This window comes from Streptomyces sp. NPDC021020, assembly GCF_044333285.1.
Classification (GTDB): Bacteria; Actinomycetota; Actinomycetes; order Streptomycetales; family Streptomycetaceae; genus Actinacidiphila.
Window position 1 is genome coordinate 248115 of record NZ_JBIRQQ010000009.1, and the last position, 15071, is coordinate 263185.

General features: G+C 72.3%; 13 protein-coding genes. 5 read left to right on the forward strand and 8 right to left on the reverse strand.

The window, feature by feature from the left end; genetic code table 11:
* Window positions 1-123: 123 nt before the first annotated feature.
* Genes pgl through tkt form a run of 5 tightly spaced genes read right to left on the reverse strand, consistent with a single transcriptional unit; the run spans window position 124 to window position 6722 of the window.
* Window positions 124-879 (reverse strand): 6-phosphogluconolactonase, encoded by a 756-nt coding sequence (pgl, locus tag ACH4SL_RS27110; RefSeq protein WP_398450064.1) that lies wholly within the window; start codon window positions 877-879, stop codon window positions 124-126.
* The gene (gene opcA / locus ACH4SL_RS27115; RefSeq protein WP_398450066.1) at window positions 876-1931 is read right to left on the reverse strand and encodes a glucose-6-phosphate dehydrogenase assembly protein OpcA; all 1056 of its coding nucleotides are present in this window, start codon (window positions 1929-1931) and stop codon (window positions 876-878) included. Before opcA ends, pgl begins: the two co-directional genes overlap by 4 nt.
* Window positions 1928-3478, reverse strand: a complete 1551-nt coding sequence (gene zwf, locus ACH4SL_RS27120) for a glucose-6-phosphate dehydrogenase (RefSeq protein WP_398450068.1) — start codon at window positions 3476-3478, stop codon at window positions 1928-1930. Before zwf ends, opcA begins: the two co-directional genes overlap by 4 nt.
* A gap of 1 nt (window position 3479) precedes the next feature.
* Window positions 3480-4598, reverse strand: coding sequence for a transaldolase (gene tal, locus ACH4SL_RS27125; protein WP_398450070.1), 1119 nt, complete (start codon window positions 4596-4598; stop codon window positions 3480-3482).
* Window positions 4599-4634: 36 nt separating this feature from the next.
* Window positions 4635-6722, reverse strand: a complete 2088-nt coding sequence (gene tkt, locus ACH4SL_RS27130) for a transketolase (RefSeq protein WP_398450072.1) — start codon at window positions 6720-6722, stop codon at window positions 4635-4637.
* Between the two features lie 397 nt (window positions 6723-7119).
* Between tkt and ACH4SL_RS27135 the strand changes: the two genes are divergently transcribed.
* From ACH4SL_RS27135 to ACH4SL_RS27145, 3 genes are all read left to right on the forward strand, one after another.
* On the forward strand, window positions 7120-8064 hold the full coding sequence (locus tag ACH4SL_RS27135) for a heme o synthase (protein WP_398450074.1): 945 nt from the start codon (window positions 7120-7122) through the stop codon (window positions 8062-8064).
* A gap of 293 nt (window positions 8065-8357) precedes the next feature.
* Window positions 8358-8666: a hypothetical protein gene (locus ACH4SL_RS27140; protein WP_398450076.1), complete on the forward strand. Its 309-nt coding sequence runs from the start codon at window positions 8358-8360 to the stop codon at window positions 8664-8666.
* Between the two features lie 67 nt (window positions 8667-8733).
* On the forward strand, window positions 8734-9765 hold the full coding sequence (locus tag ACH4SL_RS27145; RefSeq protein WP_398450078.1) for an amidohydrolase: 1032 nt from the start codon (window positions 8734-8736) through the stop codon (window positions 9763-9765).
* A 128-nt stretch (window positions 9766-9893) separates the two neighbouring features.
* Here the strand turns inward: ACH4SL_RS27145 and ACH4SL_RS27150 are convergent, their stop codons facing one another.
* The 3 genes from ACH4SL_RS27150 to ACH4SL_RS27160 all read right to left on the reverse strand — a co-directional run bounded on the left by ACH4SL_RS27150 (window position 9894) and on the right by ACH4SL_RS27160 (window position 12708).
* Window positions 9894-10901, reverse strand: a complete 1008-nt coding sequence (locus tag ACH4SL_RS27150) for a heme A synthase (RefSeq protein ID WP_398450080.1) — start codon at window positions 10899-10901, stop codon at window positions 9894-9896.
* A 65-nt stretch (window positions 10902-10966) separates the two neighbouring features.
* Window positions 10967-11776, reverse strand: a complete 810-nt coding sequence (locus tag ACH4SL_RS27155) for an ABC transporter permease (RefSeq protein ID WP_398450082.1) — start codon at window positions 11774-11776, stop codon at window positions 10967-10969.
* Complete coding sequence (locus tag ACH4SL_RS27160; RefSeq protein WP_398450084.1) at window positions 11773-12708, reverse strand: ABC transporter ATP-binding protein; 936 nt, start codon at window positions 12706-12708, stop codon at window positions 11773-11775. Before ACH4SL_RS27160 ends, ACH4SL_RS27155 begins: the two co-directional genes overlap by 4 nt.
* 133 nt (window positions 12709-12841) lie before the next feature.
* Here ACH4SL_RS27160 and ACH4SL_RS27165 point away from each other — a divergent pair, with 133 nt between their 5' ends.
* Both ACH4SL_RS27165 and sufB read left to right on the forward strand, forming a co-directional pair.
* Window positions 12842-13618, forward strand: coding sequence for a helix-turn-helix transcriptional regulator (locus tag ACH4SL_RS27165; protein ID WP_398450086.1), 777 nt, complete (start codon window positions 12842-12844; stop codon window positions 13616-13618).
* Window positions 13615-15036, forward strand: coding sequence for a Fe-S cluster assembly protein SufB (gene sufB / locus ACH4SL_RS27170; RefSeq protein ID WP_398450088.1), 1422 nt, complete (start codon window positions 13615-13617; stop codon window positions 15034-15036). Before ACH4SL_RS27165 ends, sufB begins: the two co-directional genes overlap by 4 nt.
* The last annotated feature ends 35 nt before the right edge of the window (window positions 15037-15071 follow it).

The following is a 15071-nucleotide window of genomic DNA, read 5'->3' on the forward strand; positions in this document are numbered from 1 at the left end:
GGCGCAGGTCGGGCGCCGACCCGAAGGGTCTCTTCGGTCCGTACCGGACCACCGGCCGGTGGTGGGTTGCTCGCGCAGTTCCCCGCGCCCCTAAAAACGCTCGCCCGGCGCGAAGCGCCAAGCTCAGCCCGGGAGCTTGGCCGCCGCTTCGGTGTCCACCAGCCACAGCGTGCTGGTCAGGCCCCGCGCGGCCGAGGCGGGGGCGTGGAGCGCGCCCGGGTCGGACAACGCGAGGGCGACCGCCTCCGCCTTGTCCGAGCCCGCCGCGAGCAGCCAGACCTCCTGGGCAGCCCGGATCGCCGGGAGCGTGAGCGAGATACGCAGCGGCGGCGGCTTCGGGGAGCCGTGGACGCCGACCACCGTGCGGACGTCCTCGCCGACCGCGGGGTGCTCGGGGAAGAGGGACGCCACGTGGGTGTCCGGCCCGACGCCGAGCATCAGCACGTCGAAGGCCGGCACCCGCGCGGGATCCTCCGGGCCGGCCGCGGCGGCCAGTTCGGCCGCGTAGGCCGCGGCCGCCGCGTCGACGTCGGAGCCGAACGGGCCGTCCGAGGGCGCCATCGGGTGGACCCTGGCCGGGTCCAGCGGGACAGCGTCCAGCAGCACCGCGGCCTGCGTGACGTTGCGCTCCGGGTCGCCGTCCGGCAGGAAGCGCTCGTCGCCCCACCACACGTCGAGCCGCGCCCAGTCGACCGCGTCACGCGCGGGGGAATGGGCGAGGGCCGCGAGCAGCGCGTTGCCGTTGCGCCCGCCGGTGAGCACCACCGAGGCGGTGCCGCGGGCGGCCTGCGCGTCCACGACGCGGGTGATGAACCGGGCCGCGACGGCCTCGGCCATCAGTTCCTTGTCGCGGTGGACGACGACCTGGGGAGCGCTCACTTCGAATTCGCCGCCTTGCTGCCGGACCCGGCGGCCGGAGCCGCCTTCTTGGCCGCCGAGGGGGTCGCCCCGGAGGCGCCCTTGGCGGCGGTACCCGCCTCCTTGCCGCCCTTGGCGGAGGCCCCGGCACCCACGAGGTGCTTGACGCCGAAGTCCACCGTCGCGCGGTATATGTCGTCCGGGTCGAGCCGGCGCAGCTCCTCGGCGATCAGCTCCGAGGTCTCCCGCCGCTTGAGCGCCACGTGCCGGTCCGGCTGGCCCGGCACCGACAGCTCGGCGAGCCGCCCGTCGGCGCGGTCCAGGCAGATGTCGCCGGCCTCGGTGAACAGGTGCACCCCGGTGATGCCGGGCCCGTCCGAGACCTTGCGCTCGACCTCGACGCCCAGCCGGTCGGCGAGCCACAGCGCGAGCAGCTCCGTGCTCGCGTTGTACGCCTCGCCCTCGACGGCCGCCGAGACGATCCGGGCGTGCTTCTGGTCCAGCGCCGCCGCCAGCATGGAGCGCCACGGCGTGAGCCGCGTCCAGGCCAGGTCGGTGTCACCGGGGGTGTAGCTCTCGGCGCGCAGCGTCAGCGAGCCGACCGGGTCCTCCGCGGAGGCCGCGTCGGTGATCCGGCGCTGGGCGAGCCGCCCCAGCGGGTCCTTGCCGGGGTGCTCCGGCGCCTGGTCGGGCCACCAGCACACCACGGGGGCGTCCGGCAGCAGCAGCGGCAGCACGACGGACTCGGCGTGGTTGGCCAGCTCGCCGTGCATACGCAGCACGACGGTCTCGCCGGTGCCGGCCTCGTCGCCCACGACCACCTCGGCGTCGAGCCGGGCGCCCGCCCGCTCCCGGGGGGAGCGGCCGGGGCGCTTGATGACGGCGAGGATGCGCGAGGGGTGCTCGCGCGAGGCCTCGTGCGCCGCCCGCAGCGCGTCGTAGGCGCTGCCCTCGTCGGTGACGATGACCAGCGTCAGCACCATGCCCACCGCGGGGGTGCCGCTGGCGTGCCGGGCGTCGATCAGCCCGGAGTTGATGCGTGCGGACGTGGTGTCCGTGAGGTCGATCTTCATGGCCGGCGCCAGCTCCTGCCGTCTCGTGCGAGCATCTCGTCCGCCTCGGCCGGGCCCCAGGTGCCCGCCGCGTACTGCGCGGGCTTGCCGTGCTTGTCCCAGTACGCCTCGACCGGGTCGAGGATGTTCCAGGACAGCTCCACCTCCTGGTGCCGCGGGAAGAGGTTGGCGTCGCCGAGCAGCACGTCCAGGATGAGCCGCTCGTACGCCTCCGGGCTGGACTCGGTGAAGGACTCGCCGTACGCGAAGTCCATCGTCACGTCCCGCACCTCGGTGGAGGTGCCCGGCACCTTGGAGCCGAACCGCACCGTGACGCCCTCGTCCGGCTGGACGCGGATGACCAGGGCGTTCTGCCCCAGCTCCTCCGTCGCCCCGGTCTCGAACGGCAGGTACGGCGCGCGCTTGAAGATCACCGCGATCTCGGTGACCCGGCGGCCCAACCGCTTGCCGGTGCGCAGGTAGAACGGCACCCCGGCCCAGCGGCGGTTGTTGATGGTCAGCTTGATCGCGGCGAAGGTGTCGGTCTTGGACTTGGGGTCGATCCCGTCCTCCTCCAGGTAGCCGAGCACCTCCTCGCCGCCCTGCCAGGCGTGCGCGTACTGCCCGCGCACGGTGTGCCTGCCGAGGTCGTGGGGCAGCTCGACCGCGCCCAGCACCTTGAGCTTCTCCGCCGTGAGCGCCTTGGGGTGGAAGGAGCCGGGCTCCTCCATCGCGGTGAGCGCCAGCAGCTGGAGCAGGTGGTTCTGGATCACGTCACGGGCCGCGCCGATGCCGTCGTAGTACCCGGCACGGCCGCCGATGCCGATGTCCTCGGCCATCGTGATCTGGACGTGGTCGACGTAGGACCGGTTCCAGATCGGCTCGTACATGGTGTTGGCGAAGCGCAGCGCCAGGATGTTCTGGACCGTCTCCTTGCCCAGGTAGTGGTCGATCCGGAAGACCTCGTTGGGCGGGAAGACGTCGTGCACGATCCGGTTGAGCTCCTGGGCGCTCGCCAGGTCGTGGCCGAACGGCTTCTCGATGACGGCGCGCCGCCAGGAGTCGCCGGTGCCCTGCGACAGGCCGTGCTTCTTGAGCTGCTGCACCACGTTCGGGAAGAACTTCGGGGGCACGGAGAGGTAGAAGGCGAAGTTGCCGCCCGTACCGCGTGCCTTGTCCAGCTCCTCGATCGTGGACTTCAGCGTCTCGAAGGCGGTGTCGTCGTCGAAGTCGCCCTGCACGAACCGGCAGCCCTCGGCCAGCTGCTGCCAGACCTCCTCGCGGAAGGGCGTGCGCGCGTGCTCCTTGACGGCGTCGTGCACCTCCTGCGCGAAGTCCTCGTCCTCCCACTGCCGGCGGGCGAAGCCGACGAGCGCGAAGCCCGGCGGCAGCAGCCCGCGGTTGGCGAGGTCGTACACCGCCGGCATCAGCTTCTTGCGCGACAGGTCACCCGTCACGCCGAAGATGACCAGGCCGGACGGACCGGCGATGCGGGGCAGCCGCCGGTCCAGCGGGTCGCGCAGCGGGTTGTCACCGCGCGAGCCGGCCTCATCGGTCGCAGTGGTCACCTCAGGCCTCCGAAGGAGCGAGCCGTTCGAGTTCCGCCTTGGTGGAGTCCAGCAGGTCGTTCCAGGCCGTCTCGAACTTCTCGACGCCCTCGTCCTCCAGCAGCTGGACAACATCGTCGTACGAGATGCCCAGCGCCGCGATCGCGGCCAGCTCGGCGCGCGACTGCTCGTACGTGCCCGCGATCGTGTTCCCGGTCACCTCGCCCTGCTCGGCGGTCGCCTCCAGGGTGGCCTCCGGCATGGTGTTGACCGTGTTGGGCGCGACCAGCTCGGTGACGTAGAGCGTCGCCGGGTAGTTCGGGTCCTTCACGCCGGTGGAGGCCCACAGCGGGCGCTGCCGGTTGGCGCCGGCCCGCTCCAGGGCGGCCCAGCGGTCGGAGCCGAAGACCTCCTCGTAGGCCTCGTAGGCCAGCCGGGCGTTCGCGACGGCGGCCTTGCCCTTGAGTGCCTTGGCCTCGTCCGTGCCGATCTTCTCCAGGCGCTTGTCGATCTCGGTGTCGACGCGGCTGACGAAGAAGGACGCCACCGAGTGGATCTTCGACAGGTCCAGGCCCGCGGCGTCCGCCTTCTCCAGACCGGTCAGGTAGGCGTCCATCACCTCGCGGTAGCGCTCCAGCGAGAAGATCAGCGTGACGTTGACGCTGATGCCGCGCGCGGTGACGTCCGCGATGGCGGGCAGGCCCGCCTTGGTCGCCGGGATCTTGATGAGCGTGTTCGGCCGGTCCACCAGCCACGCGAGCTGCTTGGCCTCGGCGATCGTCGCCCGGGTGTTGTGCGCCAGCCGCGGGTCGACCTCGATCGAGACCCGGCCGTCGCGGCCGTCGGTCGCGTCGAAGACCGGGCGGAAGATGTCCGCCGCGTCCCGCACGTCGGCGGTGGTGATCATGCGCACCGCCTCGTCCGGGGTCAGCCGGCGCGCCGCGAGGTCGGTGACCTGCGGGTCGTAGAGCGCGTCACCGACGATGGCCTTCTGGAAGATGGCCGGGTTGGTGGTGGCGCCGACCACGTGGCTCTGGTCGATGAGCTCGCCCAGGTTGCCGGTCGTGATACGCCTGCGGGACATGTCGTCCAGCCAGATCGCGACGCCTTCGTCGGAGAGGCGCTTGAGTGCGTCTGTCATGGGAATTGCATCTCCTGGTGTGTCGTGTTACCTGCGTCAGCGATCTGCGGCGGCGAGAGATTCCCGGGCCGCTGCGGCCACCGCCTCCGCGGTGAACCCGAACTCACGGAAGAGCACGCCCGCGCTCGCCGAGGCACCGAAGTGCTCCAGGCTCACCACGCGCCCCGCGTCGCCCACGTAGCGGTACCAGGTCAGCGCGATGCCGGCCTCGACCGCGACCCGGGCCTTCACCGAGGGCGGCAGCACGCCGTCCCGGTACGCCTGGTCCTGCTGCTCGAACCACTCCACGCACGGCATCGAGACGACCCGCGTCGGGATGCCGGCCGCCTGGAGCTCCTCGCGCGCGCCCACCGCGAGCTGCACCTCGGAACCGGTGCCGATGAGGATCACCTGCGCCGGGCCGCCCTCGGCCTCGAAGAGCACGTAACCGCCGCGCGCCGCGTCCTCGTTGCGGTCGTACGTCGGCAGGCCCTGCCGGCTGAGCGCCAGGCCGTGCGGCGCGCCCTTGCCGAACTCCTTCGTCCAGCGCTTCTGGATCTCCCGCCACGCCACGACCGTCTCGTTGGCGTCCGCCGGGCGCACCACGTTCAGGCCCGGGATGGCGCGCAGCGAGGCCAGGTGCTCCACCGGCTGGTGGGTCGGGCCGTCCTCGCCGAGGCCGATCGAGTCGTGCGTCCACACGTACGTCACCGGCAGGTGCATGAGCGCCGACAGCCGGACCGCGTTGCGCATGTAGTCGGAGAAGACCAGGAACGTACCGCCGTAGACACGGGTGTTGCCGTGCAGCGTGATGCCGTTCATCTCGGCGGCCATCGAGTGCTCGCGGATGCCGAAGTGCACCGTGCGGCCGTACGGCTGCGCCTCCGGCAGCGGGTTGCCGGCCGGCAGGAACGAGGAGTTCTTGTCGATCGTGGTGTTGTTCGAGCCCGCGAGGTCGGCCGAACCGCCCCACAGCTCGGGCACGATCGCGCCGAGCGCCTCCAGCACCTTGCCGGACGCGGCACGGGTGGCGACGGACGTGCCGGTCTCGAACACCGGCAGGTGCTCCTCCCAGCCCGCGGGCAGCTCGGCCGCCGCGACCCGGTCGAAGGTCGCCGCGTGCTCCGGGTTGGCGGTGCGCCAGGCGGCGAAGGACTTCTCCCACTCCTGCCGGGCCTCGCGCCCGCGGTCACCGACCGCGCGGGTGTGGGCGATCACCGCGTCCTCGACCGCGAAGTGCTGGTCGGGGTCGAAGCCGAGCACCTCCTTGGTCGCGCGCACCTCGTCCTCGCCGAGCGCCGAGCCGTGCGCGGCCTCGGTGTTCTGCGCGTGCGGCGCGGGCCACGCGATGATCGAGCGCATCGCGATGAAGGACGGCCGCTCGGTCTCCGCCTTGGCGGCGAGCAGCGCGGTGTACAGCGCCTGCGGGTCGAGGTCGCCGTTCTCCAGCGGGGCGACGCGCTGGACGTGCCAGCCGTAGGCCTCGTAGCGCTTGAGGGTGTCCTCGGAGACCGCGGTCTCGGTGTCGCCCTCGATCGAGATGTGGTTGTCGTCCCACAGCAGCACCAGGTTGCCCAGCTTCTGGTGACCGGCCATGGACGACGCCTCGGCGGAGATGCCCTCCTGGAGGCAGCCGTCACCGGCGATGGCCCAGATGGTGTGGTCGAACGGCGAGGTGCCGGGGGCGGCGTCCGGGTCGAACAGGCCGCGCTCGTAGCGGGCGGCCATCGCCATGCCCACCGCGTTGGCGACGCCCTGGCCGAGCGGCCCGGTCGTCGTCTCCACGCCGGTGGTGTGGCCGTACTCCGGGTGGCCGGGGGTCCGCGAGCCCCAGGTGCGGAAGGCCTCCAGGTCCGCCAGCTCAAGGCCGTAACCGGCGAGGTAGAGCTGGGTGTAGAGCGTCAGGCTGCTGTGGCCCGCGGACAGCACGAAGCGGTCGCGGCCGGTCCAGTCGGCGTCGGCGGGGTCGTGCCGCATCACCTTCTGGAAGAGCAGGTACGCGGCCGGGGCCAGGCTCATCGCGGTGCCGGGGTGGCCGTTGCCGACCTTCTGCACGGCGTCGGCGGCCAGGACTCGGGCGGTGTCAACGGCCCGCCGGTCCAGATCGGTCCAGTCAAGGTCTGCGGTGGTCGGCTGCTTGCTCACCCTGGGTCAGGGCTCCTCTCAACAATGTCGAACGCGCCGGTGACGTGGTGCCTACCCGACGCGGCTGAGCCTACCGCCGAGCGCGCTCACCAATTCGATCCTGCCCCCGTACGTCCGAGTTCGCCTCCCGAATCCCGGTGGCGGCTCATATGCCCCGGTTGAACGGCGTAGGGACCACGTACGAACGCCGGACAACAGCGGATGAACGCCCGATAGCGGTCCTCGTCCGGGCGCCGGGAGCCGGGCCCGGCAACACGACCGACCCCGGAAGCAGCCGGGGTATTCCCTACGTCTAGAGTGGCGTGGTACGCGCAGGCCGCACCGTGGCCGGCCCGCTGGCGCAGCAGGCGGGGCCAGGTGTCCGCCGGCCTGCTGGACTCATCTCCTTGGGGTGTTCGTGACGGCCGTCGAAACCCGACCCGCGGGGGTCATCGCGACAGGCCCCGTGCATCGGCCGCTGGCGGCCCGTGTCATGGGCTTCGTGGCACTGACGAAACCGCGGATCATCGAGCTGCTGCTCATCACGACGGTTCCGGTCATGTTCCTGGCCGCGGGCGGCGTGCCCGACCTGTGGCTGGTCGTCGCCACCATGATCGGCGGCTACCTGTCCGCGGGCGGCGCCAACGCGCTCAACATGTACATCGACCGCGACATCGACGCGCTGATGCACCGCACCGAGCAGCGTCCGCTGGTCACCGGGCTCGTCTCGCCGCGCGAGGGGCTGGTCTTCGGCATCGCCCTCTCCGTGGTCTCCACGGTGTGGTTCGCGGTCCTCGTCAACCCGCTGTCCGCGGGCCTGTCGCTCACCGCGATCCTCTACTACGTCTTCGTCTACACCCTCGGCCTCAAGCGCCGCACCGCCCAGAACATCGTGTGGGGCGGGGTCGCCGGGTGCCTCCAGGTCTTCATCGGCTGGTCCGCAGTCCGCAACGAGCTCGGCTGGGCGCCCTTCGTCCTCTTCCTCGTCCTCTTCTTCTGGACGCCGCCGCACTACTGGCCGCTGTCCATGAAGGTCAAGGACGACTACGAGCGGGTGGGCGTCCCGATGCTCCCGGTGGTCGCGGGCAACCAGGTGGTGGCCCGGCAGATCGTCCTCTACAGCTGGGTCATGGTCCTGACCTCGCTCACCCTGTGGTGGCCGCTCGGCGAGACGTCCTGGTTCTACCCCGTGGTCGCGGCCCTGCTGGGCGGCTTCTGGCTGAAGGAGGCGCACGCGCTGCACGCGCGGGCGAAGGCCGGGGTGACGGGCCCGAAGCTCAAGGAGATGCGGCTCTTCCACTGGTCGATCACGTACGCCACGCTGCTCTTCGTCGCGGTGGCGGTGGACCCCTTCCTGCACTGAGCTCTCCCGCTGCCGCGGGGGGTTTGCGGCTGCGCCGCGTGGGGCTGCGGCTGCGCCGCCGGGTGAGCGTTTTTTGGGGCGCGGGGAACTGCGCGCTCAGCCCACCATCGTGGTGCACGTCGTCACCGGCCGAAAGGGGCAGTTCGGTCCGTTCCGGACCACCGGCCGGTGGGGGGTTGCTCGCTCCGTTCTCCCCCAGAGCTTCGCCTGGGAGGTACCCCCACGCGCCCCTGGTGTGCCCCCCCTGCGCAGGGGGAGGCCGGGAATAGCTACCCGCGAGTAGCATGAGCCTCATGGCTGAGAGCAAGGGGACCGGGCGGCTCGCCCGGCAAGCAGCGCGCTTCGCGCGACGGCACGGCGGGGCCGAGGCCACCGTCGAATACATCGGCGCCCGGGGCGCCCGCATCGTGCTGGTCGGGCAGGACGGCGCCTGGGGCGACCTCGTCGCCCCCGGCTACGACACCGCCCGCGACGCGGTGAACGCCGCCGGCCTCACCCTCGCGGAGGATTTCGGGGGTGAACTCGCGGGCCGCGTGAAGACCGGCCCGTACGAGTGGCGAAGGATGGCCGGAATTCAGATCGGCGGCGGGTCCCACACCTGACGCTGTCACGTGCCGCACGGACCATGACCGGGTCGTGACGGCGGGCGGACGGCGAGGGGGGCGGCGGGTGGCCGGGCACCTGGTGGACGCGTACGGCCACGGGGTGCACCCCGGGGACCTCGGCATCGGCGCCTTCGAGGCATGGCTGCCGGGCACCGCCGCGCCGCACACCACGCTCTTCGACAGCCCCGCCGGCTTCGCGGTACGCCGCTGGTGCCCGCCGCTGCTGGGCCTCGAACCGCACTGCGCCCCGGCGCGCTATCTGGCCAGGCGCCGCGAGCTGGGCGCGTACGAGTCCGTACGGCGGCTGCTGCGCGGCACGGGCGTCGGCGCGTACCTGGTCGACACCGGGGAGCCCGGTGAGCTGGTGGCGCCCGGGGCGATGGCGGCGGCGGGCGGCGCGGCCGCGTACGAGATCGTGCGGCTGGAGCAGCTGGCCCAACAGGTTGCCGACACCTCCGGGACGGCAGGGGGCTTTCTGGCCAATCTCGCCGAGTCCGTGCACGGCGCCGCGCTGGGCGGCGCGGTGGGGTTCGCGTGCGCGGCGGAGGAGCTGGGCGGCAGGCCGCCGGGGCCCGCGGAGCTGCGGTACGCCGCCGCGCGCTGGCTCGGCTCCCGCCGGGTGGGCTCGCGGCCGGCCGACCCCGTACTGCTGCGGCACCTCGCGTGGCAGGCGGTCGCGGAGGGCCTGCCCCTCCTGTTGCGGCACCGCCAGGAGGGGCCGGGCGCGGCCACCGCCTTTCTACGGGCCACCTGCGGGGAGGGCGCGGACGTCGTGCTGCTGCCCGGGCCCGGGCCTGCGCACGAGGCCGCGGCCGCGCGGCTCGCGGGGGAGCTGGCTCATGTGTACGTGGGGGTCGGCGGGGACCCGGGGCCCGTGCTCTCGCGGGCGCCCTTCGGCAAGGTGCTGTATGCCGGCGGCGCGGTGGGGCTGGCCGAGCTGTACGTCGCGGCGGCGCGGGGGTTCCGGGCGGCGCTGGAGGGGTTTGCCGCTGCGCGGGTGGCCGCGGGGGAGTGGTCCGCGTCCGACGCGTATCGCGTTGCCGCGCTGGTGGGGGCTGGGAACGCGCGGCGCGTCTTCGGCTTGCCCGCCGCGTGAGGGTTCGCCTGCGGCTGCGGCTGCGGCTCACGGCGTGCGCTCCGGGGTGCCTCTTGCGCTGGTCGCGCGGCCTTCTCGCCGTCGTGGCTGGGCGCGCAGTTCCCCGCGCCCCTGCGGGGCGCTGTGCCTCAGCCGAGGAGGCTTGGCTCGGCCTCTGCGGGCTTCGCGGCGGGCTGTGGGGCCTCTCCCGGTTCGAAATCCGGGCGTTCGCGCATGGCGAGGAGGACGCGGAGGACGGCGATCCACACGAGGCTCGCGCCGAACATGTGGAGGTCGACGAGGGCCGCCGGGAGGTGGGTGAAGTACTGGACGTAGCCGATGACGCCCTGGGCCATGAGGACGGCGAAGAGTTCGGTCACGCGGCGCTGGGGGCCGCGCGGGGCGTCGACCGCGCGCAGGACGAACCAGAGGGCGATCGTCAGGCCGACGACGATCCAGGCGAAGTCCGCGTGCAGCTGGGCGATGGTCTTCCAGTCGACCTCGATGCGCTGGAGCTTGTACTTGCCGCTGGAGTCGCCCGGGTGCGGGCCCGCGCCCGTCACCAGCGTGCCCACCGCGATGAGCACCGCGGACGCGCACGCGAGCACCAGGCCCAGCTGGCGCACCGGCTTGCCGACCAGCGGGCGCGGGGAGGCGTCGCCCTCCGCGACGCGCTGCCAGGTCAGCACCGCGACGGTGATGAGGGCCACGGTGAGCAGGAAGTGCAGCGAGACGACGTACGGGTTGAGCTTGGTGAGGACGGTCAGGCCGCCCCACACCGCGTTGCCGACCACGACCCAGAACTGCGCCCACGCCAGCCGGTAGAGGCCGGTGCGGTGCCGCTCCATCGCGCGGATGGCGATGATCGCCCAGCCGACCGCGGCGCACAGCACGTACGTCAGCATGCGGTTGCTGATCTCGATGGCGTGGTGGATGCCCATCTCGCGGGTGCCGAGCAGGCTGTCGCCGCTGCAGGTGGGCCAGGTCGGGCAGCCCAGGCCGGAGGCGGTCAGCCGGACCGCGCCGCCGGTGATCACGATGACCACGGACATCACCAGGGCGGCCAGGGTCGCCCGGCGGACCGTCACGGGGTCCGGGGTCCACCTGGCGGCGATGAAGGCGAGCGGGTTTCGCGCGATTTCGGGCAGCTTCGGCACGGAGCCATCGTAGGCGCCTCCTTGTGCGCGTTTTCACGAGGGGGCCCGCGGCGCCCGTGAGGGGGCTACTCCCAGCGGAAGAAGCGGCTCGCCGCGGCCAGCCCGACCGCCGCCCACACGGCGAGGATGCCGAGGTCCGCCCAGGGCATCGCGGCGCCGTCCCGCAGGACGTCGCGCAGGCCGTCGGACAGGGCGGACACGGGCAGCAGCTGGAGTACGTCCCGTACGGGGCCGGAGAACTTGTCCATCGGCACGATCACCCCGCCGCCGATGAGCAGCAGCAGGAAGACCAGGTTGGCGGCGGCGAGCGTCGCCTCCGCGCGCAGCGTGCCCGCCATCAGCAGCCCGAGTCCGGAGAAGGCGGCGGTGCCGAGCAGCAGCAGGACGAGCACCGCGAGCGGGTTGCCGTGCGGGGACCAGCCGAGGGCGAAGGCGATCACGACCAGCAGCACGACCTGGAGCAGCTCGGTGACCAGCACCGAGCAGGTCTTGGCGGTCAGCAGCGCCCAGCGCGGCAGCGGCGAGGCGCCGAGCCGCTTGAGCACCCCGTAGCGGCGCTCGAAGCCGGTGGCGATGGCCTGGCCGGTGAAGGCGGTGGAGAGCACGGCGAGCGCGAGGACGCCGGGGGCGAGGAAGTCGACGGACTTGCCCGCGCCGGTGTCGACGATGTCGACGGAGCTGAAGACGAGCAGCAGCAGCGCCGGGATCACGACGGTGAGCAGCAGCTGCTCGCCGTTGCGCAGCAGCATCCTCGTCTCCAGCAGGGCTTGCGCGCGGATCATCGCGGCGGTGCCGGCCGGGCCGGGCCGGGGCGCGAACATGCCGGCGTGCGGGGCGTCCGGCGCGGTGTCCGTGGTGCTCGTGGTGGCGGTCATCCGCGCAGCTCCCTGCCGGTCAGTTCCAAGAAGACGTCCTCCAGGGTGCGCCGCTCCACCGCGAGCCCCTCCGGCAGGACGCCGTGCTGGGCGCACCACGAGGTGACGGTGGCCAGCAGCTGCGGGTCGACCCTGCCCTCGATGCGGTAGCTGCCGGGGCCCAGCTCGGCGGCGGCGCTGTCGGCGGGCAGCGCCTTGAGCAGCGAGGCGAGGTCCAGGCCGGGGCGGCCGGTGAAGCGCAGGGTGCCCTCGGCGCCGCCGCGGCACAGCTCCTCGGGGGTGCCGCGGGCTATCGCGCGGCCGGCGTCGATGATGACGACCTGGTCGGCGAGCTGCTCGGCCTCGTCCATGAAGTGGGTGGTCAGTACGACGCTCACGCCGTCGGCGCGCAGCTCGCGCACCAGATCCCAGGTGGCCCGCCGGGCCTGCGGGTCCAAGCCCGCGGTGGGCTCGTCGAGGAAGACCAGCTCGGGGCGGCCGACGACGGCCATGGCGAGCGCGAGCCGCTGCTGCTGCCCGCCGGACAGCCGCCGGTAGGCGGTGCGGCCGCAGGATTCCAGGCCGAGCCGCTCGATGAGCAGCGCCGGGTCCACCGGATGGGCGTGCAGGGAGGCGGTGTGCCGCAGCATCTCCTCGGCGCGGGCGCCGGGGTAGACGCCGCCGGACTGGAGCATCACCCCGATCCGCGGCCGCAGCGCCGCCCCCTCGGTGACGGGGTCAAGACCGAGGACGCGTACGCTTCCGGAGTCCGGGCGGCGGTAGCCTTCGCACATCTCGACGGTGGTGGTCTTGCCCGCCCCGTTGGGACCGAGTACGGCGGTCACGCTGCCGCGCGGCACGGTGAGGTCGAGCCCGTCGACCGCGGCCTTGGCCCCGTACCGCTTGACCAGACCGGCCACCTCGACAGCAGGGACCCCGGACGCGTTTCGCATGGGACGAGTCTAGGGAGGCGGGGAAGCGGATCGGGCCGCGGGGCGTAATTAGGTAACCCTAAGTGACGCAGCACACCGTGGGTGGCGCCGAGGCGGCTTGCCCGGGCCTGACGAATTACGCAACAATGTGTTTGTGAAATACGTCGGTGGTGCCGCTCACGGGGCGGCGGAGGAGCAGACGACCGGGGAGCGGCGCACCCGCAACCGGGTCGCCCGGTCCATCCTGGACCACGGACCTTCCACCGCGGCCGACCTCGCGGAGCGGCTGGGCCTCACCCAGGCCGCCGTCCGCCGCCACCTCGACGCGCTCGTCGCGGAGAACGTGGTGGAGCCCCGCGAGCAGCGGGTCTACGGCCAGCGCGGCCGCGGCCGCCCGGCCAGGAGCTTCGCGCTGACCGACTGCGGCCGGGACGCCTTCGACCAGGCCTACGACGCCCTCGCGGCCGACGCGCTGCGCTGGATCGCCGAGACCGCCGGCGGCGGGACCGAGGGGCAGGCCGCGGTGTCGGCCTTCGCCCGCGCCCGCGTCGCCGCGCAGGCCGAGCGCTACCGCGCCGCCGTCGAGGCCGCGGCGCCCGAGGACCGCACCCGGGCGCTGGCCCGCGCGCTGTCCGCGGACGGCTACGCGGCCACCACGGCCGCGACCAACAGCGACTCCGGCCCCGCCGGGGAGCAGCTGTGCCAGCACCACTGCCCGGTCGCCCATACGGCCGAGCAGTTCCCCGAGCTGTGCGAGGCGGAGGCCGAGGTCTTCTCCCGGCTGCTCGGGACCCATGTCCAGCGGCTCGCCACCATCGCCCACGGCGACGGCGTGTGCACGACCTTCGTGCCCAAGGCCCCGCAGGTGCCCCGCAGCACCACACCCACCGATCAGGCAACAGCCCGCACGTCCGGGAGGAACCCCGCATGACTGCTCCCACGGAGACCACTCACCCGGAGCTGGAAGGCATCGGCAACTACGAGTACGGCTGGGCCGACTCCGACGTCGCGGGCGCGTCCGCGCGCCGCGGCCTGTCCGAGGACGTGGTCCGGGACATCTCCGGGAAGAAGAGTGAGCCGGAGTGGATGCTGAAGCTGCGGCTCAAGGGCCTGCGGCTGTTCGGCAAGAAGCCCATGCCGACCTGGGGCTCGGACCTGTCGGGCATCGACTTCGACAACATCAAGTACTTCGTGCGGTCCACCGAGAAGCAGGCCGAGTCCTGGGAGGACCTGCCGGAGGACATCAAGAACACCTACGACAAGCTCGGCATCCCGGAGGCGGAGAAGCAGCGCCTGGTCGCCGGTGTCGCCGCGCAGTACGAGTCCGAGGTCGTCTACCACCAGATCCGTGAGGACCTGGAGAGCCAGGGCGTCATCTTCCTGGACACCGACACCGCGCTGCGCGAGCACCCGGAGCTCTTCCAGGAGTACTTCGGCACGGTCATCCCGGCCGGTGACAACAAGTTCGCGTCGCTGAACACCGCGGTGTGGTCCGGCGGGTCGTTCATCTACGTCCCCAAGGGCGTGCACGTCGACATCCCGCTGCAGGCCTACTTCCGTATCAACACCGAGAACATGGGCCAGTTCGAGCGGACGCTGATCATCGTCGACGAGGACGCGTACGTCCACTACGTCGAGGGCTGCACCGCGCCGATCTACAAGTCCGACTCGCTGCACTCGGCCGTCGTGGAGATCATCGTCAAGAAGGGCGGCCGCTGCCGCTACACGACGATCCAGAACTGGTCGAACAACGTCTACAACCTGGTGACCAAGCGCGCCGTCGCGTACGAGGGCGCCACCATGGAGTGGGTCGACGGCAACATCGGCTCCAAGGTCACCATGAAGTACCCGGCCGTCTACCTGATGGGCGAGCACGCCAAGGGCGAGACGCTGTCCATCGCGTTCGCCGGCGAGGGGCAGCACCAGGACGCCGGCGCCAAGATGGTGCACATGGCGCCCAACACGTCGTCCAACATCGTGTCGAAGTCGGTGGCGCGCGGCGGCGGCCGCACCTCCTACCGCGGCCTCATCGAGATCGGTGAGGGCTCGGCCGGATCGAAGTCCAACGTGCTGTGCGACGCGCTGCTGATCGACACCGTCTCGCGCTCCGACACCTACCCGTACGTCGACGTCCGCGAGGACGACGTGTCGATGGGCCACGAGGCGACCGTCTCCAAGGTCTCCGACGACCAGCTCTTCTACCTCATGAGCCGCGGCCTGACCGAGTTCGAGGCCATGGCGATGATCGTGCGCGGCTTCGTCGAGCCGATCGCGAAGGAGCTGCCCATGGAGTACGCCCTGGAGCTGAACCGGCTGATCGAGCTGCAGATGGAGGGCGCCGTCGGCTGACCGCCGGCCCGCCCCCGTACCCGACGACGTTCCCG

Excerpts from the sequence above, each read along its gene's own strand:
- sufB (WP_398450088.1), top strand. The coding sequence starts at position 13,615 with ATGACTGCTCCCACGGAGACCACTCACCCGGAGCTGGAAGGCATCGGC.
- tal (WP_398450070.1), bottom strand. The coding sequence starts at position 4,598 with ATGACAGACGCACTCAAGCGCCTCTCCGACGAAGGCGTCGCGATCTGG.
- ACH4SL_RS27160 (WP_398450084.1), bottom strand. The coding sequence starts at position 12,708 with ATGCGAAACGCGTCCGGGGTCCCTGCTGTCGAGGTGGCCGGTCTGGTC.
- opcA (WP_398450066.1), bottom strand. The coding sequence starts at position 1,931 with ATGAAGATCGACCTCACGGACACCACGTCCGCACGCATCAACTCCGGG.
- ACH4SL_RS27140 (WP_398450076.1), top strand. The coding sequence starts at position 8,358 with ATGGCTGAGAGCAAGGGGACCGGGCGGCTCGCCCGGCAAGCAGCGCGC.
- ACH4SL_RS27155 (WP_398450082.1), bottom strand. The coding sequence starts at position 11,776 with ATGACCGCCACCACGAGCACCACGGACACCGCGCCGGACGCCCCGCAC.